Source organism: Chitinophaga rupis (assembly GCF_900109685.1).
Classification (GTDB): domain Bacteria; phylum Bacteroidota; class Bacteroidia; order Chitinophagales; family Chitinophagaceae; genus Chitinophaga; species Chitinophaga rupis.
The window spans coordinates 42,101-59,047 of sequence record NZ_FOBB01000011.1; the positions used below are offsets into that span (position 1 = coordinate 42,101).

At 47.3% G+C, this 16,947-nt stretch carries 19 protein-coding genes; 4 read left to right on the forward strand and 15 right to left on the reverse strand.

Translation table 11 applies throughout. The features are described from left to right. Positions 1-3: 3 nt before the first annotated feature. Genes BMZ54_RS28740 through BMZ54_RS28750 form a run of 3 tightly spaced genes read right to left on the reverse strand, consistent with a single transcriptional unit; the run spans position 4 to position 1,790 of the window. Positions 4-837: a hypothetical protein gene (locus BMZ54_RS28740; protein WP_143081174.1), complete on the reverse strand. Its 834-nt coding sequence runs from the start codon at positions 835-837 to the stop codon at positions 4-6. A gap of 41 nt (positions 838-878) precedes the next feature. Next, positions 879-1,208, reverse strand: coding sequence for a hypothetical protein (locus tag BMZ54_RS32825; protein ID WP_143081175.1), 330 nt, complete (start codon positions 1,206-1,208; stop codon positions 879-881). 54 nt (positions 1,209-1,262) lie between these two features. Beyond that, complete coding sequence (locus BMZ54_RS28750; RefSeq protein ID WP_089920059.1) at positions 1,263-1,790, reverse strand: hypothetical protein; 528 nt, start codon at positions 1,788-1,790, stop codon at positions 1,263-1,265. A gap of 187 nt (positions 1,791-1,977) precedes the next feature. Between BMZ54_RS28750 and BMZ54_RS28755 the strand changes: the two genes are divergently transcribed. The 3 genes from BMZ54_RS28755 to BMZ54_RS28765 are packed head-to-tail and all read left to right on the forward strand — an operon-like array spanning position 1,978 to position 4,734. Further along, complete coding sequence (locus tag BMZ54_RS28755) at positions 1,978-2,868, forward strand: SDR family oxidoreductase (RefSeq protein WP_089920061.1); 891 nt, start codon at positions 1,978-1,980, stop codon at positions 2,866-2,868. 5 nt (positions 2,869-2,873) lie between these two features. Then, positions 2,874-3,794 (forward strand): NAD(P)H-binding protein, encoded by a 921-nt coding sequence (locus BMZ54_RS28760; protein WP_089920063.1) that lies wholly within the window; start codon positions 2,874-2,876, stop codon positions 3,792-3,794. Positions 3,795-3,807: 13 nt separating this feature from the next. Then, entirely contained in the window at positions 3,808-4,734 is a 927-nt protein-coding gene (locus tag BMZ54_RS28765; RefSeq protein WP_089920507.1) for a helix-turn-helix domain-containing protein, read from the forward strand. 81 nt (positions 4,735-4,815) lie between these two features. Here BMZ54_RS28765 and BMZ54_RS28770 read toward each other — a convergent pair whose 3' ends face one another. Next, the gene (locus tag BMZ54_RS28770) at positions 4,816-6,453 is read right to left on the reverse strand and encodes a S41 family peptidase (RefSeq protein WP_143081176.1); all 1,638 of its coding nucleotides are present in this window, start codon (positions 6,451-6,453) and stop codon (positions 4,816-4,818) included. A 249-nt stretch (positions 6,454-6,702) separates the two neighbouring features. On the opposite strand from BMZ54_RS28770, the gene BMZ54_RS28775 reads away from it, so the two are divergent. Next, on the forward strand, positions 6,703-7,113 hold the full coding sequence (locus BMZ54_RS28775; protein ID WP_089920067.1) for a DoxX family protein: 411 nt from the start codon (positions 6,703-6,705) through the stop codon (positions 7,111-7,113). Positions 7,114-7,273: 160 nt separating this feature from the next. Here BMZ54_RS28775 and BMZ54_RS28780 read toward each other — a convergent pair whose 3' ends face one another. The 11 genes from BMZ54_RS28780 to BMZ54_RS28830 form a co-directional block, all read right to left on the reverse strand. Next, positions 7,274-8,062, reverse strand: coding sequence for an alpha/beta hydrolase (locus tag BMZ54_RS28780; RefSeq protein WP_089920069.1), 789 nt, complete (start codon positions 8,060-8,062; stop codon positions 7,274-7,276). A gap of 87 nt (positions 8,063-8,149) precedes the next feature. Then, positions 8,150-8,920, reverse strand: coding sequence for a DUF1223 domain-containing protein (locus BMZ54_RS28785; RefSeq protein ID WP_202909390.1), 771 nt, complete (start codon positions 8,918-8,920; stop codon positions 8,150-8,152). A 123-nt stretch (positions 8,921-9,043) separates the two neighbouring features. Then, a complete protein-coding gene (locus tag BMZ54_RS28790; RefSeq protein WP_089920071.1) occupies positions 9,044-9,805 on the reverse strand; it encodes a LytR/AlgR family response regulator transcription factor in 762 nt (253 codons plus the stop codon). Further along, entirely contained in the window at positions 9,786-10,727 is a 942-nt protein-coding gene (locus tag BMZ54_RS28795; protein WP_238386727.1) for a sensor histidine kinase, read from the reverse strand. Before BMZ54_RS28795 ends, BMZ54_RS28790 begins: the two co-directional genes overlap by 20 nt. Before the next feature lie 120 nt (positions 10,728-10,847). Further along, the gene (locus BMZ54_RS28800) at positions 10,848-12,200 is read right to left on the reverse strand and encodes a heme-binding domain-containing protein (RefSeq protein WP_089920075.1); all 1,353 of its coding nucleotides are present in this window, start codon (positions 12,198-12,200) and stop codon (positions 10,848-10,850) included. A 21-nt stretch (positions 12,201-12,221) separates the two neighbouring features. Continuing rightward, positions 12,222-13,274, reverse strand: coding sequence for an alpha/beta fold hydrolase (locus BMZ54_RS28805; RefSeq protein ID WP_089920077.1), 1,053 nt, complete (start codon positions 13,272-13,274; stop codon positions 12,222-12,224). A gap of 292 nt (positions 13,275-13,566) precedes the next feature. Beyond that, on the reverse strand, positions 13,567-13,857 hold the full coding sequence (locus BMZ54_RS28810; RefSeq protein WP_089920079.1) for a hypothetical protein: 291 nt from the start codon (positions 13,855-13,857) through the stop codon (positions 13,567-13,569). An 11-nt stretch (positions 13,858-13,868) separates the two neighbouring features. Then, positions 13,869-14,318 (reverse strand): Hsp20/alpha crystallin family protein, encoded by a 450-nt coding sequence (locus BMZ54_RS28815; protein ID WP_089920081.1) that lies wholly within the window; start codon positions 14,316-14,318, stop codon positions 13,869-13,871. 207 nt (positions 14,319-14,525) lie between these two features. After that, positions 14,526-14,852, reverse strand: a complete 327-nt coding sequence (locus tag BMZ54_RS28820) for a metal-sulfur cluster assembly factor (protein WP_089920083.1) — start codon at positions 14,850-14,852, stop codon at positions 14,526-14,528. Then, positions 14,833-16,113, reverse strand: coding sequence for a hypothetical protein (locus BMZ54_RS28825; protein ID WP_089920085.1), 1,281 nt, complete (start codon positions 16,111-16,113; stop codon positions 14,833-14,835). The genes BMZ54_RS28820 and BMZ54_RS28825 overlap by 20 nt, the downstream gene beginning before the upstream one ends. Then, a complete protein-coding gene (locus BMZ54_RS28830; protein WP_089920087.1) occupies positions 16,106-16,945 on the reverse strand; it encodes a DUF2249 domain-containing protein in 840 nt (279 codons plus the stop codon). The genes BMZ54_RS28825 and BMZ54_RS28830 overlap by 8 nt, the downstream gene beginning before the upstream one ends. Positions 16,946-16,947 lie beyond the last annotated feature (2 nt).

Sequence of the window (16,947 nt, forward strand, 5' to 3'; positions counted from 1 at the left end):
TCATCAGAACTGGTAATAAACACTAAAATTAAAAAATGAATTCAATTTTCCTGCCCCTGTCTCCGCCTTAGGTCCCAGTACCGAAAGCTGGCAGGCCGCTTCTATCATGTAATGCGAGCGGTTATATGCCAGGGGCACCCGCAGGTTGTAAGAAAGCAGGTTGAACTGGGTGGTAGTGCTGATGGCAGATCCGCTTTCCGTATCCGCAGGATTTCCGATACCCGGCAGCGGTAATATTCCGAGCAGGCTATCCCGTAGCAGTTTTTCCCGGACATAGGTCTGATAAAAACGTTGGGTACCACCTGTTACCTCTATCAGCGGCGTAAGGGTGATCAGGTCTTTTCCTTTAAAAAGGCTCCCCAGGTTAATCTGCTTTTCAGTACTGAGTGTAACAAATACGTCCTGCTGTTTACCGAAATGGTAATCCGCATTTACGCCTGTGGTCATCCAGTATTCATACTTAAGGGACGCACTGGCGTTATCCGGGTTGGCCGCCTGCAGAAAGGGCGAATGCTCGGGAAAGAAAGTATGGCTGTAACTGAGATCGGCTGTCAGCTTTTTGCTCAGGTTAAAAGCAAAGCCAATGCCGGCACTGCTGGCAGAAACCACTCTGCCCGAATCATTCAGCAAACGGTAACCTGTACCGGTAAAGTAAAGGCCGAAGGGCAACCTCAGCGACGCGCTTGCGGCTATGTAAGGCATCCTTTCCTCTGCTTTTAGCCCGTAATAGCTGACATCATTGGCGTAGACAGCACCTATGGTAAGTGTAACTTTCTTATTGTCCTCTGTTGTAGTATCTGTTTGTGAAAACGCCGGCATGCTGCATAACCACGCCATAAAAAACGTTAAGATGTATTTCCCCATATTGAATTTCTTTACTAAATGGTTAAACCCACTTTAGGCCTGATCAGCTTAGGTTTGATGATCTTGATGGGTTTAACTGGTATTGGCGCAGGTATCGGCAACGGCTTTACCTGTCTGCGTGATTTCGGCACTTCTTTAATATCCGGCACCTTTACTTCCTGCTGTGCTTCACCCGGCTTTGCCTGGGCCGGCACCGTATCGGCAACGGGGGGCATTAAACGGATACCTGGCAGAAATCTCTCCTTCCCTTCGCCTGTTTCCCGCGCAAAACCAGCAACCGGTTTAACGATTGCCAATGTTATGATGATTGCTAACTGGTATGTAAGAAATTGCTTCATTGACATAAAAATACAGGTTTTTGCCGCTGTCCGTTCCGGCAAAAACCCGCATTTTTTAAATTAAAGGCCTCCGAGCCTTACTGCTCCTGCGGTCATTGTGTTCACTCTCACCGGCGCCGCCTTTACTTTCAGTGAATTATTTACCGTGCCGTTTACATGCACTGCGCTATGCGCCGCTGTTGCCGTTACATCCTTTACCTGCCGGCCAGCCGCTTTGCCAGCCTTCACCGTTTGCTTTTCCAGATGACCGCCTGTTGCAAGACCCGTTTCCAGCCCGCTTTCCACATTGCCCTTTACCTCTCCTTTTGCGGCGGAAACCGCAGATGGATCTACTGTAACAGCACTTTCCCGGTTATTGGCAATGCTGGCCGGTGCACTCACCTGGCCTGAAGATACTGCGGACGCTGACCCGGCATTTACTTCAGATGATGTATTGGTTGCAGCAGTTACGTGCTGGTTGCCGGCGGCAGCATTCACCCCGGTATTACTACCTGCTTTTACCTGTTGCTCCTGTTTTACAGTAGTGGTTTGTCCAAATGCTGCGCCAGAAATGAAGAGCGCGATAAACATTAATCCTTTAGTTCTCATAATCAAGCTTTATGGTTAATAATTTTTGATGATAACACAAAGCTAAAAGCGGAAGATGAAGAGAAAATGAAAATCCGGAAAGTATACCCCGAATTGTTAATAACAGATCCGGCTAAACCAAAAGCAGATTTGGATAAATGGTTTTGATACAAGTAAGTGAGCTTTGTAACATCAAAAAGAAAAACTTATGCGTGTATTTGTTACAGGAGCCACTGGCTTCATTGGCACTGCCATCGTGAAAGAACTCATAAGCGCCGGCCACCAGGTACTTGGGCTGGCCCGCTCAGATGCCTCCGCTCAAAAGCTGGTTGAAGCAGGTGCGGAGATGCTGCGCGGTGACCTGGAAGACCTGGATAGTTTACGCACAGGCGCTGCCGGAGCTGACGGCGTTATCCACGCCGGCTTTATTCATGACTTTACCCGGTTCCCGGAGGTTTGCGAGGTAGATAGGAAAGCTATAGAAACTATTGGCGAAGTCCTGGCCGGTTCTGATCGTCCATTGATCGTTACTTCCGGCACTGCGCTGGTGAGCCCGGGGAAACTGGCTACGGAAGATATCATTCCCCCTTTAAATCCGGCATGGCCGCGTGCTTCTGAGCAGGCAGCTGATACGGTATGCGGGTTGGGCGTGCGTGCGGCGGTCGTTCGTTTGTCACCGTCGGTGCATGGTGATGATGATAAACATGGATTTATTCCGATCCTGATCAATACTGCCCGGCAAAAAGGCTTTTCCGCTTATATCGGTGATGGGCTCAATCAGTGGAATGCCGTGCACCGGCTGGATGCTGCCCATTTATTCCGCCTGGCCTTAGAAAATGCTGAACCAGGCGCCCGCTATCATGCCGCTGGAGAAGAAGCGATCACTGTCAGGTCTATTGCTGAAGCCATAGGAAGACAACTAAATATCCCGGTAAGATCAATAGCGCCTGAAGCTGCCGCCGAACATTTTGGGTGGTTCTCACAGATGGCCGCGATCGACTGCCCGGCATCGAGTAAATTAACGCAGGAACGTTTGAGCTGGCGCCCTACACATTCCACGCTGCTTTTAGATATTGATAATGGCGTTTATACCAAATAAAAGCGATGAAAGTTATTGTAACCGGTTCCTTAGGGAACATCAGCAAACCATTGGCAGAAACGCTGGTTGCGCAGGGACATCAGGTAACAGTGGTCAGCAGTGATCAGAAAAAGAAGGCGGCTATTGAAGCCCTGGGAGCCACACCTGCCATCGGCTCCATCTCCGATGTTAAATTTTTAACGGACACGCTCAAAGATGCGGATGCCGTTTACGCCATGATCCCCCTAAGTTTTACGGAGCCTGATCTGGGCAGTTATTTACGCCGGATGGCACAAAATTATGTACAGGCTTTAAAACAGGCGGGTACCAGGCGCGTAGTATTGCTGAGCGGCTGGGCAGCTAACCTTACCCAGGGTGAAAATGTGGAGGATGTTTTTGATGATCTGAAAACTTCTCTTACAATCATGCGCCCTGCTGTTTTTTATACCAACTTCTATCAGTCCATGGATCTGATCAAAGGCAAAGGCTTAATAGGCAAATTCCTGACGCTGCGGTATCTGGGCCTTTGGGCTTTGATCACCGGGAAAACCGGCCTGCTAATGGGAAATTATGGCGGAGAGGACCGGATTGTTTTTGTTTCGCCGAAAGATATCGCTGATGCTGTTGCGGAGGAACTGTTGTTACATCCTGAAAAGAAAGTGATCCGTTATGTGGGCAGCGAGGAAATGACCTGTAACGAGGCGGCAAAGATCATCGGCACCGCTGTAGGTAAACCATGGCTAAAATGGGTGCTGCTATCAGACAAGGAAATGCTGCAGGGTTTGAAGATGGCCAAAATGCCGGAAAAGCTGGCCGGCACGCTCGTAGAAATGCAGGCGGCTATGCATAGCGGTAAAGCGTTGGAGAACTTTCACCGGAACAAACCCAAAATGGGTAAGATCAAACTGGCCGATTTTGCCAAAGAATTTGCGAAAGCTTATAAGTAGTAATTTTATGCCGATGAACAGTCCTCAACTTTTTCGTTTCAACACGATAACAGAATATCACCGGGCCGCAGGGTTGCCAAACCCTGCGCACCCTTTGATCAGCGTTGTTCATATGGACGATATCCATGTACCTATCGCCCAGGTTCCTTTCAGCATGATCTTCGACTTTTATTCGATCTCACTGAAAAAGGCGCATCATACCAGGTATAAGTATGGACAGCAGGCAAGTGACTTTGATGAAGGTGTATTGTTCTTCATGTCGCCCGGCCAGCTATTCGGTATTGACCTGCCGGTTAATATCAGTGAGGCAAAACGGCCCGAAGGCTGGATGATCCTGATCCACCCGGATCTTTTATGGAATACGCCGCTGGCAAAAAACATCAAACGATACGAGTTCTTCAGCTATTCAGTATATGAAGCGCTTTATCTTTCAGATAAGGAGGAGGCCGTGCTCACGGCCATTGCCAACCAGATCGAACAGGAGTACAATGCGAACATAGACCACTTTAGTCAGAACGTTATAATTGCCCAGCTGGAACTCCTTTTGACCTATTCGGAAAGGTTTTACCAACGCCAGTTTATCACCAGAAAGGTCGCCAGCCACGAACTGCTGACACGCTTAGAAGATTTCTTATCTGAGTATTTCAACAGCGGAGCATTGGCCAGCAAGGGTCTGCCAAGCGTTACGCTCATCGCCGAAACTTTAAATATTTCACCGGGTTACCTCAGCAGCCTGCTTAAATCCTTAACCGGCCAGAGTACACAACAGCATTTGCACGACAAGCTAATAGAGCTGGCAAAAGAAAAACTTTCAACTACGAACCTTTCCATAAGCGAGATCGCTTACGAGCTGGGATTTGAACACCTGCAATCATTCAGCAAATTATTCAAGGCCAAGACCAACCTTTCGCCGCTGGAATTCCGGCACTCATTTAATTAAAGTTAGCCTGAACCGTAAAAAAAATGGTTTGCAGTGCCTGGGCATTGCAAACTATATAGCCGTTCCCGATGGGAAAGGTCTTTACTTACTCTTTTTTCTAAGCTCCGCTACCGCCGCTTCCAACACCGTATCCTTCCCTTTTCTAAGATCACTCAGCGTTGGCTTTACAAGTATATCCGGCTGAATGCCTACCCCTACAAACTCCTTCCCATCAGGGTACATATCATGTTTTGCGCAAACCCTTGCATTGCCGCCCCCCGGCAGCGAGAAGAACATGGGCTGCCCGGTGCTCCCTCCTGTCGGTTCACCAATAATTAATCCGCGGTGCATGGCATCAAAAGCCACAGTAAAATCTTCTGCAGCAGAAAATGTCCGGGGGCTGGTAAGCACTGCTACAGGTTTGGTGTAGCAATACTTCTCATTAGGCGTAACACCGCCACTGCCGTAACCATACCTTCCTTCATTGTTGCCCCAGGCCCTGTAGGCCGGGCGGTAGTCGCGGGTATACCAGCTGCTGGTTGCAATGGTATCCCGGGTAAGGCATCTCAGCACCTCATAACCTACATCACTGCTGCCGCCTCCATTGTTGCGCACATCAAAAATAATAGCAGATGCTTTGGATATTATATCAAAATCTTTCAGAAATGCTTTGGCTGCTTCATCGGAAGCAAAGGTGTTCAATGCCACCAGGGCAATACTGTCTTTCAGCCATGTTAGCTGGTATGCAGGTCTTGTGTATTTGCCGTTTTCTGCTACGGGGATACGTTTTACAGGAAAATTAAAACGCTTTCCTTTTTCATCAGTAAACACTGTATTCACTACAGCATCCAGTGGACCGCAAAACAAGGCATATTCATAGGTGCGGGTATCCAGATCCTGCGGAGTAGAAGCGCTTTGATAGGGCCTCACATATTTTTCAGCATACTCTTTAACAGGCATACCATTGATCTCCAGCAGCTCTGCGCCTTCTTTAAGGCCTTGTTTCCGTAGCTCATTGTCCCATATGGTTACCACCACTACTTTATCTTCCACAAGCCGTGTTCTGAAAGCAGGTCTTGCGTACAAAGTATTACTCAGCTCACCGGGTGCGTTCACATTGCTGTGGCCATCATGCAGCTGTGCTATCATAGCGGATAAAAGGGTATAATATTCCGCCGTGCTTTTTGTGGCAGTTATCTTTGGAAGATAAGCCATGTAAAGGGAATCCCAGTCCAGTTCCGGCACCAGGTCGAAATTAACAAAGCTGAACTTTGCCTCTGCCCATAGCTTAGACAGGCCTGCGATCTTTTCCTCTGCCGTCAGGTCCGGCTTATAAGGAGTTTTTAAGGCAGGGCCATCCCAGAACTTTTTCAGCCTCTTACCCGTGAATTCACTGTTTGCCACCATTTGGGGCCAGCGCTGATCTGCATGCAATGGATCCAGGTCTGTATCTTTTTGCAAATGGGCAGTATTCACATAGCCGTTCCTGATAGCCTGGTCCAGGAACTTAAAAGCATTCTCCTTATTCCCTGCAAGCGCATAGGAGCATGCTGCATTGTAATAATTGTTAGCATCAAGGCCGCCTTTTTTAATGGCCTCACTGTAAAGGTTTGCGCTGTTTGCATAATCCTTCCTGTTATAAGCGTCCTGCGCCTTTTGGGCAAGTTCTTCATGGCTTTGGGAAAAGCAGGGGATTGTGAGCAAAGAAAACAGGAGCAGCAGTAATGTTGATCTGGTCATGGGTATAATAACAAAGTTGGGCTTTAAAAAATGTACAATGATCTCACCCTTCAATTTTTCCGGCTTCGTAATTTAAGGAAAAATTGTAGTATCTAATATACACCGGATCTTTTGGTAGATAGGGACTCTATGCTTACAACCTGTATTGTCTAACCAGCATTTCAAAATGTCCACTTCAACCCAAATTGCCTGGCATGTTCAACGGCCCTGCAGCAATTTTGTGTCATTAACCAATAAAACAATAAACTTATGACACAGAAAACAGCTACAATAATCTACTGGACAGGAACCGCGCTAACTTCTATGTGGTTTGGAGCAAGCGGCTTTTTTGAGATCACCGGTAACCCGATCGTGTGGGGCATCACACAGCAGCTAGGATACCCACCGCATTTTATTTATACACTTGGTATTGCCAAACTATCCGGAGTGGCCGTGCTTTTAATTCCAGGCAAGCTGCTCAGGTTAAAAGAATGGGTGTTTGCAGGAATATTTTTCGATATTATTTTTGCCTTTGCTTCCAAACTGAGTGTGCTTGGCCTGCCGGCTACCCTTGATGCCATTATCGCCTTTATTATGGTAACGGTAACTTACACCATGTTTAGAAAAGTGTACCCTGGTTTAAATACGCAATTTTCGCGGTATCCCAATCCTGAGTTATAAAATTCTTTACTAAACATCTTTTACTAATGCAGGAGGCCGTCTCAAATTTGAGACGGCCTCCTGTTTTTTGCGCTTTATATATGGAGATGGTTTAAAACAAAAAAGCGTTTACGCAGATCCTGCGTAAACGCTTCCGGGAAAAGATTCTATCTAAGCGATCCTATTTATTCTCAGCTGCCGCCATAATTACCCTGGCTACTGCTGCCGGCTGTGAAATAAAAACAACATGGCTGCCTTTGATCTCAGTGATCTTTGCATTGGCCCGTTTGTACATAGTACGTTCTGTTCCGGGATCCAGCGCCTTATCTTCCGTAGCAACAATACCATAGCTTGGCTTGGTTTTCCAGGCAGCCTGCTCAACCGGCTCTTCAAAGCAATGGCCTATGATAGGCACCTGCGAAGCGCAGAGAAAATCGCTTTGCGCTTTGCTGAGATCACCGGCAAAACCGCCGTGGAATTTTGCAGGATCAAAATATACAAACCCGAATTGATCCGGTTTGGTAAAGCCTGCTTCCGGAGCCTGTGGAGCGGCACCAACCCATTTACCGGCAGTTTCCCCCTGGTCTGGCGCAAAAGCGGCAACATATACCAAACCGGCTACTTTAGGATTTACTCCTGCTGCTGTAATTACGGCGCCTCCCCAGGAATGCCCAACCAGGATCACGGGGCCATCCTGCGCGTCGATCACACTGTTAGCAGCATTCACATCATCTTTAAGAGAGGTCAAAGGATTTTGCACAATGCTTACATGGTATCCCTTTTTTGTCAGGATATCATATACCTGCTTCCATCCGGAGCCGTCGGCAAATGCGCCGTGTACCAGTACAATGTTCTTAACAGGCGTGGTTTGCGCATTCCCGCTTTTGAAACCGGTTAAAAGCTGCGCCATTACTAATACAGTAGCTATTACAACCTTTTTTAGGCTGTTCAAAATGTTTCTCGTTGTCATTGAATTATTGATTTTGTATCTAAGAAATGAAGATGATTGAACGGGTAAGCTGTACTTCTGCGACGGCTTACCCGTATGAATGGGGTATTATATAGCAACCCGTGTGGCTGCTTCGATTGCTCCTGTTCCCGGGTTTTGGATCATGCTAATGCATTCCCATTCTTCTTTATTAAAGCCGGCAGGCAGGCTAATTTGTTCAGTGCCCTGGTGGCCCTGTTTTATATTAAATACTTGAAGGTCCCGCACAATCTGCACATGGGTAAGGGTGCGTCCTTTGTTCTCCCCTCTTTTCACTTCGCTTACAGCCTGCTTTTGCACTACCGCTACCAGCAGCTGGCTTTTGCCCGTGTTGCCGGTAACCTGGTAATTGAGATCCAGCTTTCCGGATTGCAGCTTCCCTGTTATGTTCAGGGATACTCCGCCAGCGCCATTCAGCGCGGCTTTTATAGCATTACTTACTGCTGTTTCATCTGATCCTATGTACTCTGAGCTGCCATTAACAACCAGCTGTGGTGTATATACCTGAGCGGGCAGCTGCTGGCTGTATTGATATTGCCGCTTTGAGTATTGAGGACTGCTGAAGATATCTTTCCAACCAAGACGGTCCCAATAATCCACGTGATAAGCTAAGAGATAGATGGGTTTATTGCCGGCTTCCTTTTGGATCCGTGCTAACAGTTCTTCCGCAGGCGGGCAGCTGGAACATCCTTCTGAAGTAAACAGCTCCAGCACGGCAAAGCCATTGCCTTTGGCGAAATCATCCGGTTTCTTTGAAGCGGTACCCGGGGTAAAGGCTACCGCGGTTAATAGCGTGCACACCATTGCGGTGCATATTGCTGACAATTTTACTGCTTTCATATCTTTTGAATTTTATTTAACTCAAAAGTATCACTCGTTTGTGCCTTCGGTAAGTGAAAAAGCCTCCAGTCAGACATATCCATCCCCCAACCCGGAATAACGGAGCGGGAACATTTTACGCGCTTAACGTTCCTCCATCCAGGTCAGGAAGCTATGGGATTTTTCTTTGTTTACAAGGAGCTTGTCCGGCGTTTCAATAACCAGCTTAACATACAGCTTACGCAGAAAATAAGGCTCCACTTCCTTAATGGCCTTAAAACTAACGAGGTACTGCCGGTTGAGGCGGAAGAACTGTTTGGCAGAAACCGCATTTGTTACCTGGTCAAGAGACTGGTTAATGGTATACTGCTGCTTATCGAAGCACATGATCCAGGTAGCATCATGCCGTACATAGAAGAAGGCAATATCTTCAACGTTCACCGTTTTGTACTTCTGGTTTTGAAAAATAAGAAAGCTGGTTTTCCCGCTGGGAGCAGCCAGCTTTGAGAGCAGATCGCCCAGGTCCGGCAGGGTCTTTTGCTGAAAGAAGTTCTTTAGCTCATCCACCTTTTTTAAGGCTTCCTGGATATCCTGTTTGGAAAAAGGCTTTAGTACATAATCAACCCCATTATTTTTAAACGCTTCCAGGGAATATTCGTCGTAAGCTGTACAGAATACCACCGGGCAGGTGACCTTCACCAATTTGAAGATCTCAAAGCAAAGGCCATCGGCCAGCTGAATATCCATAAAGATCAGATCGGGCATGGGGCCTTCTGACAGCGTCTTCACGGAGCTTTCCACGCTTTGGTACTGACCGGCTATTTTAGCATCCGGCTTCAGTCCCAGTATAATATTCTCAAGCGACTTAGCTGTTTTCAGCTCGTCTTCAATGATGATGATGTTCATAAATAAACGGAAGTTTTATCCGGAAAACCTTTTGGTCGTCGATAATCTCAATGTGCCTGTCAAGCAAATGGCTATAGCGCAGGTCTATATTTTTAAGTCCTACGCCCAATGAATTATCCTCGCCCTTTTTCTGCTGGATCTGATTTTCGACCACGATCTTGTCCTGCTCTTCATAGATCCTGATGTGCAGCGGCTTTTCCAGGGAAACAATATTATGTTTGATACAATTTTCAACCAGCAGCTGCAGCGTGAAGGGAGGGATAAGCGTACCCAGTGCCGCTTTGCTGAGCGTACTTTCAAAAGTGAACCCATCATCGAACCGCGCCTTTTGAAGAAAGAGGTAAGCGTTGAGTATATCCATCTCTTCATGAACATGGATCAGGTCCAGCTTGCGGCTTTCCAGTGTGAAGCGGTAAAAATTAGAGAGCTTGAGAATAAAGTCCACCGATTCCTGGTCGCCACTTTCCACCATTGCCTTTAAGGTATTCAGGCTGTTAAACAGGAAGTGAGGATTTACCTGCTGTTTCAGCAGCTCGTACTGGGCGCTGAGATGATCGTTCTTTATGCGCTCCAGCTCCATGCTCACGTGCTGGTTCTCATAATTCTGCTGCAGCAGGTGTAGGAACATATAAAATACCAGGTTGATCAGAATACCCCGCACCTCCACCATCAGCATTACCGGGCCAAAATTGATATGGGCCAGGATCAACTGCTGGATCCAGGCAAGCCCCAGCATCACTACCAGGCCAAATAACAGGCTGCTCAAAAGTTTTGAATACGAGATGCTTTGCTTCAGGCCTTTATTGGGCCGCGACATCATAAATATATTGAAGTACCACATCAGCAGGGCAAAGGTGGCTGTTAAACCCGCATTCACGGCTGCTTCGGCTGCATTAAAATGGCGTTCGGCAATTTGTGGCACAGAGGACAACAGCCCAAGAAAAATTGAGCTGATCCAAATCGTAGCATGAGATATTTTAAGGCCTGATCTTTTCACTATTCACAAAGTTATTAATACTTTTCGCATTCGCACGGAAAGGGATTATGGGAAAACAGAGGGCCGGTGGGAGAATATATAGGCGATCCTGTTAGCTGCGCTCATTTTATAACCTGCGCTATCCCTGGGCGCAGCCCCCTGATCGAGCTGGTAGGTTAAGGTAGCTGCTGCTGCTGCGGATTGAGTACCGGCAACCGTTTCAACGCTTTCAACCGGCCCATTTATGTAACTGCCGTACCAGTATTTATTATTTGCCTGCTTATACACCACCAGCTTAAATACTTCACCGGGGAGGTGTGTGTTGTATGCGAACAACGCAGATCTTTTAGCAGCTACATTCCCATATAAAACAGACATGGTTTGCTGTTCCCTGTTTGCAAACGAGGTAATGACCTGCAGGTTGCCTGCATCAAACATTGCACGGGCAGGCGCTTTACCGGGAGCTTGTTGTTCCAGTGGCACGTTGAACACATAATCATTTCCACTGGCAATCTTATGGCAATTGAAACAGGTGGTATTAAACAGCGGTGTATTGCCATATGGCTTAAGCCCTATGCCGTTGAATTTTGCGAATCCCCAGCCTTTGCTATCCGGGAACTTTTTTCCGTCTTTGGTCATGATCTGCACACTGTTCAAAGAACCGGGTTTAATGTCTCCGTTCTTTTCTTCAATGCTGTTCCAAACCACTTTCACAATGGTGCTGCCATCGGGAAAAGGGCTGATCCGGTTGTCCTTAATGGCTTTTGCTGCAATGGCATTACCGTATACCACCCGTATACTGTGATTGTCGAACCGGTTGGTAGTGCTGATCACCTGCCAATCCTGGTAGTTGGGAATGTATTTTACACCATTTGCGGCAACGGGCACTGCTGCCGTGGGGATGGGTATCTCCCGGAACTTTTTAAATTCCTTGTCTGCTTCGTTAATGATGGCGGTGTCATGGTAATTTACAGGGCTCAGGTCATTCGCATATTTTTTTAAGACTGCAAGATCTTTTTCAGAGAGCTTAGACCGGGGATGGATAGCGGCATAGGTGCTTAAAGGCATTTTTTTAGTCAGTACCATATTCACCATTTCCCATACCCTGCCCTGCTGGTCGGCAGGGCTGAGTGTGTCCCAGGTGGAAAAATTAAAGCGCGACCGGGCTTCCTTAACATCCGCTGAAACAAGCCATGAAACCGGGGCAACTTTATCATACCAGCTTAGCTTAGTTTGATTGGAGTGGCAATCGTAACAGGCGCGCTGGAGTATCTCCACTACTTCGCCAGGTGCGGCCATAGGTGCATTTACCGGCGGGTTTTGAACGGGCGGCTGAATGAATTGCATGCCGGTTACAAACAATACAAATATTGTTATTCCCAGGCCTAGTCTTTTCGTATTTCGTGTAAGAGATTTCATGATCTGTTTCTTTTCCGGGTATTATTTTGCAAAACTATCTGCTTCCATGATCGCATCGGCAAAGGCCCGGGGCGCTTCCTGTGGAAGGTTATGGCCGGCCCCTTTGATGATGTGATGCACATGTTTGCCCGTAAACATTTTGGCAAAGGCCGATCCATCGCTTGCAGGCACCACGCCATCTGAGTCGCCATCCAAAGTAACTGTCGGAACGGTAATAACCGGTGCTGCGGCCAGCTGCTTTTCAAGCACGTCATACTGTGCTTCGCCAGGTGCTGTGCTCAGCCGCCAGCGATAGTTATGAATAACAATTGCAACATAATCCGGGTTTTTGAAAGAGGCAGCAGAACGTTCATAGGTTGCATCATCAAAATCCCATTTCGGAGAAATATTTTTCCAGATCAGTTTATTGAAGTCGTGCCAGTTGGCGGTATAACCCAGCTGTCCGCGATCCGTGGCAAAGTAGTATTGGTACCACCAACCCCATTCTGCTTTAGGTGGCAACGGTTGTTTGTTCCGCTCCAGGTTGTTGATGAGATAACCATTTACAGAGACCATTGCTTTACAGCGTTCGGGCCATAATGCTGCAATAATGTTGGCGGTTCGTGCGCCCCAGTCAAAACCACCTATAATGGCTTTTTTAATATTAAGCGCGTCCATGAGCGCAATAATATCCAGTGCTACTGCCGCCTGCTGTCCGTTCCGGAAGGTTTGGGCTGACAGGAATTGCGTGCTGCCGTGGCCCCGCAAATGAGGCACGATCACCCGGTAACCTTTGGCAGCCAGTAATCCCGCTGCTTCTGCGTAACTCTGAATGTCGTAAGGCCAGCCATGCAGGAGTATTACGGGTTGGCCGTTTGCAGGGCCGGTTTCGGCATAGCCAACATTCAGCAACCCGGCCTTTACCTGCTTAATTTCAGTAAAGGATGTTTGAGACTGGTTAGTGTTTTTATAATGATCCTTGTGCTGGTTTCCAGTGGAGGCCAGTACATTTAAGGGGGCGAGCTTTGCTGCGGTGAAGGTTAAAGCGGCCATGCTTAAAAAGCGGCGGCGGTTAAAATTTTTTTCGGATGCCATAATGTTCTCAGATTTAATTGATCGTTTATCCATCAGCTGTTCTGTGTGCCTCAGGCATAACAAAAGTAGCTGCTGGCCGGGGCTATGAGAACTGGTTTTATGGCGAGTTAGACAAAACAACCTTTCAACCGGGCATTCTCCCGGCCGGATACGGAGGAGTGTCCCGCAGGGGGACGCAGTGCTTTATTTCCCGGGGGCTTGAATGGATAAGGGATAAACTAACATGAGGCCAGCTACCTATAAAAAAAGCTGCCTTATACAGACAGCTTTTAGTCATTTTGTTACCAGGTTCTTAAGACTCAAGATTGAGCATTTTAAATGTTTCCCTCAGTATCGTCTTCATATTCTCCGACACTTCACACAGGGTACAGCCCAGGGCTTCTATCACGGTGGCAATGCCCTCCTCCTGCTCTACAAGATCCATTCGTAGCATAGCAGTACCGGTTAGAGCGGGCTTTCCCTGCAACCGGGCAAACATTTCGCAGGCCGCTTCTTTATCAGGACCAATAAAGAACCGGCCTGTTTCAATATAACCTTCCGGCACCCGCATATTCATGATGATTTCATAGCTGGCTGAGGTCATATGAATACTTTTTACGCTACCTGGATAGTGCGCGGTCCTTTTTGTTTAGCTTCTTCTTTTTTTGGAATAGTAAGGTGCAATAATCCGTTCTCGTAGCGGGCGTTGATCTTGTCTTCGTCTACCACATCTTTTGCCAGCTCAAAACTGCGCTGGAAAGACTGATAGCTGAATTCCCGCCTTGTATAGTTCTTTTCTTTCTTTTCCTCCTGCTGCTCTTTTGTGGAAGAAATGGTGAGCAGATTACCATCCAGCGTAATGTTAAAATCATTCTTTTCCATACCGGGCGCGGCTACTTCCACTTCGAAAGCGTCTGCAGTTTCCCTGATATTCACGGCCGGAACGGTGGTGCTGGTAGATGAGAAGTTATTGTTTCCCCAGTTAAAAAGTTCGCGGCCAAAAAAGTCGTCGAACAGCGAAGGGTATGCAGGGAATGTGTTCCCGGTCCTTTTGATCAGTGACATAGTTAACCTCCTTTTAAATAAGTGAACAATAAATTGTTTTTAAATATTGGTTGGCCAACCTTTCAGTTTTGTTCTTCGCAACCGGAATGCCAGGCGCTCAGCGGCTGATCTTTTTTCAGCAATCCTGTCATTTTTTCTGCGGAGCCGAAATTTTTGTCAGTCAGGCGGGCATAACACTGTTGATTTTACACAAAAACATGATCATAGCTACCGCCCCAGCTGCCAGCGGCCTTCAGCCGTAAGCATTTCCAGATCCCAGGCGGGTTCCCATACAATTTCCACCCCTACCGTTCTTTCGGGAAATACCTTGGATAATGCATTTTTGACGCCGGTTGTTATAGCCTCCCCAAGGGGGCAATGAGGTGTTGAAAGCGTCATGGTTACCAGCAGCGCGCCTTCTTCTTCAAAGCGCAGGCCATACACCAATCCAAGGTCAACAATATTTACCATCAGCTCAGGATCCATTACGCCGTACAAAGCAGATAACGCTTTTAGTTTTTCATTATAGAACGGCTCATTTACTGATATTTCCATCTGCTGTTTTAGTTTTATGCATTAAAACTTTTGCTACATTCAGGCAATAGCAGCACGCCACCCCAATAAAAACAAGCAGGGCACCCCTGATGACAGGCAGGCTGCCCGTGAGGATCCCTGCTGCCAGCAATAGCAAAGCAATTATATAACCACGGAACTGGTATTTCAGCAGCCCTTCAGCATAGAGATGTTTAGGCATGGGTACCTTTACCTTCCCGTTCAACTTCCTGTAATGCTCATTCCATATAATAAATGGCAGTGTTTTAAAGGTTTTGCCCAATATGATACCGCTAATCCATCCCAGGAACAGCAGTGTTCCGTACAGGATGCTCCATTTGGGAGCTGTGCTGTAATAAATAACCGGGATAAGCAGCAATGCGGCCAGCAGCCCTATGAAGGAAAGCATTGTATGCTTCATCCCTGTGTCTATCACTTTTTTCATCCGGTGGCGGTACGCATCATATAAATAAAGCAGCCAGCACACTACCCCGGCTGCCAGCAGCAATGCATATAAAAGCACTCTTGCTGTTATGCCTGCAAAAAAAGCATCTGCCTCAAAAAGCAGCAGTCCTGCATTCTGCAACAGGAAAGCGCTTTGCAGCAGCTTTTCTTTTTTTGATTTGCCAAGGAGGAACATGGGAACCATTTTGGCGCTTACCCCGGTTATCAGCTGCAGGAACCATCCTGCCAGCCCGGCGTGCGCATGCAGCTTTAAAATATTAAGATGATCACCTGTTATAAATGGATAGCGAAGGTTAATAGCCAGCAGCAAACCTATGCCTGTGGTTATTACCAGCCAAAGTGCGGAGCTAAAGATGAAAGCCTTTATGACCGTGTATTTTTTGCAGGCGCCGGCCGTTAAACCAAGATTCACCAGGTAACATACCGCAGCGCTGAAAACCAATGTCCCACCTGTTATCATCAACCCGCCGGGAATAAAGTACCAGAATGCAGCTACCAGCCAGCTAACACCCAGGAAAAGGAGGATATACGAAATAAAGGCAAGGCGTACGCTGAACAGGTCTCTTTCACATATAACCGGCAGCAGCTGGTAAGCGGCGCCAAATATTACCATGCTTCCCCAGCCTAACGCTGCTGTATGTACGATGGCTAATAAATGAGGCGTGAAATAAAAGCCCCGGAGGTCATCAGCAGAAAGATAGAGCAGGAGCGTAAGCAGGAGAAAGAAAAAAGCGCCTGTTCCGTAAAAAGGAAGCACGGCCGTATTCTGCGGCGCTTTTTCTATATTAATATCAGCCATTGACCGGAAAGTTTTTAAAGATCAGCAACCGGGTATCTGTTGCCGAATAAGTAAGGATATGCACCTGCCAGGCTTTGTCTGCCAGCTCCTCCAGCAGGTATACCGGCACTCTTTTGTGGTATACATACAAAGCCTGCCCATCCTGCTGCTGCTCCAGGTATTGCAGGATCCTTTGCATGGGGCCGGGCATTTCCAGCTGGCGTACATCAATTTCCGATAGCTGATCTCCTGAAAAATTACCGCAAAGGGCCGCAAATGACTGCTCCGTTTCAACAAACACATTTCCCTCAGCGGTTGTTTGCAGGGAGCTTTCTTCCGCTGGTTTTAAAAACCAGGTATGATACTCTGCCCCACTTACAGCTGTGGTGAAACACTGCGCCTTTTTCTTTTCCAGTAATTTTATAAGCGGATAAGGGATGAATGAATTAACAATGTGCAGTATGCTGCCACCTTCCAGCTCACTGTACTGCTGCAATATTGCTTTCAGGGGATCGCTGCCGGCTGCAAGCAGGGGCCTTATATCAAAACTCTTTATAGCTGTTTCAGGGATGTGTATCAGCCAGGCCGGTTTTTGCGCCTCCGCTTCATACCCGGCAGCGTCTGTAAATTCAAATGTAAAACCAAGGGGCGCCAGCGCAGCTGCAAAATCCTGCAAAGTGCATCCACCTATTTTTGCCGCTTCTGCAACGGTAACCCTTGCTGCCAGTAATTTTCGCAATAACGGGTTTTTCAATTTTTCAAGCGGCCTGGCAAGGGAGGCGATGGCGGGAATGCTGTCTTTATTTGCCCTGATAATAGCGGCGATCTTCGAGTGCTGATTAATAGTGAACATGA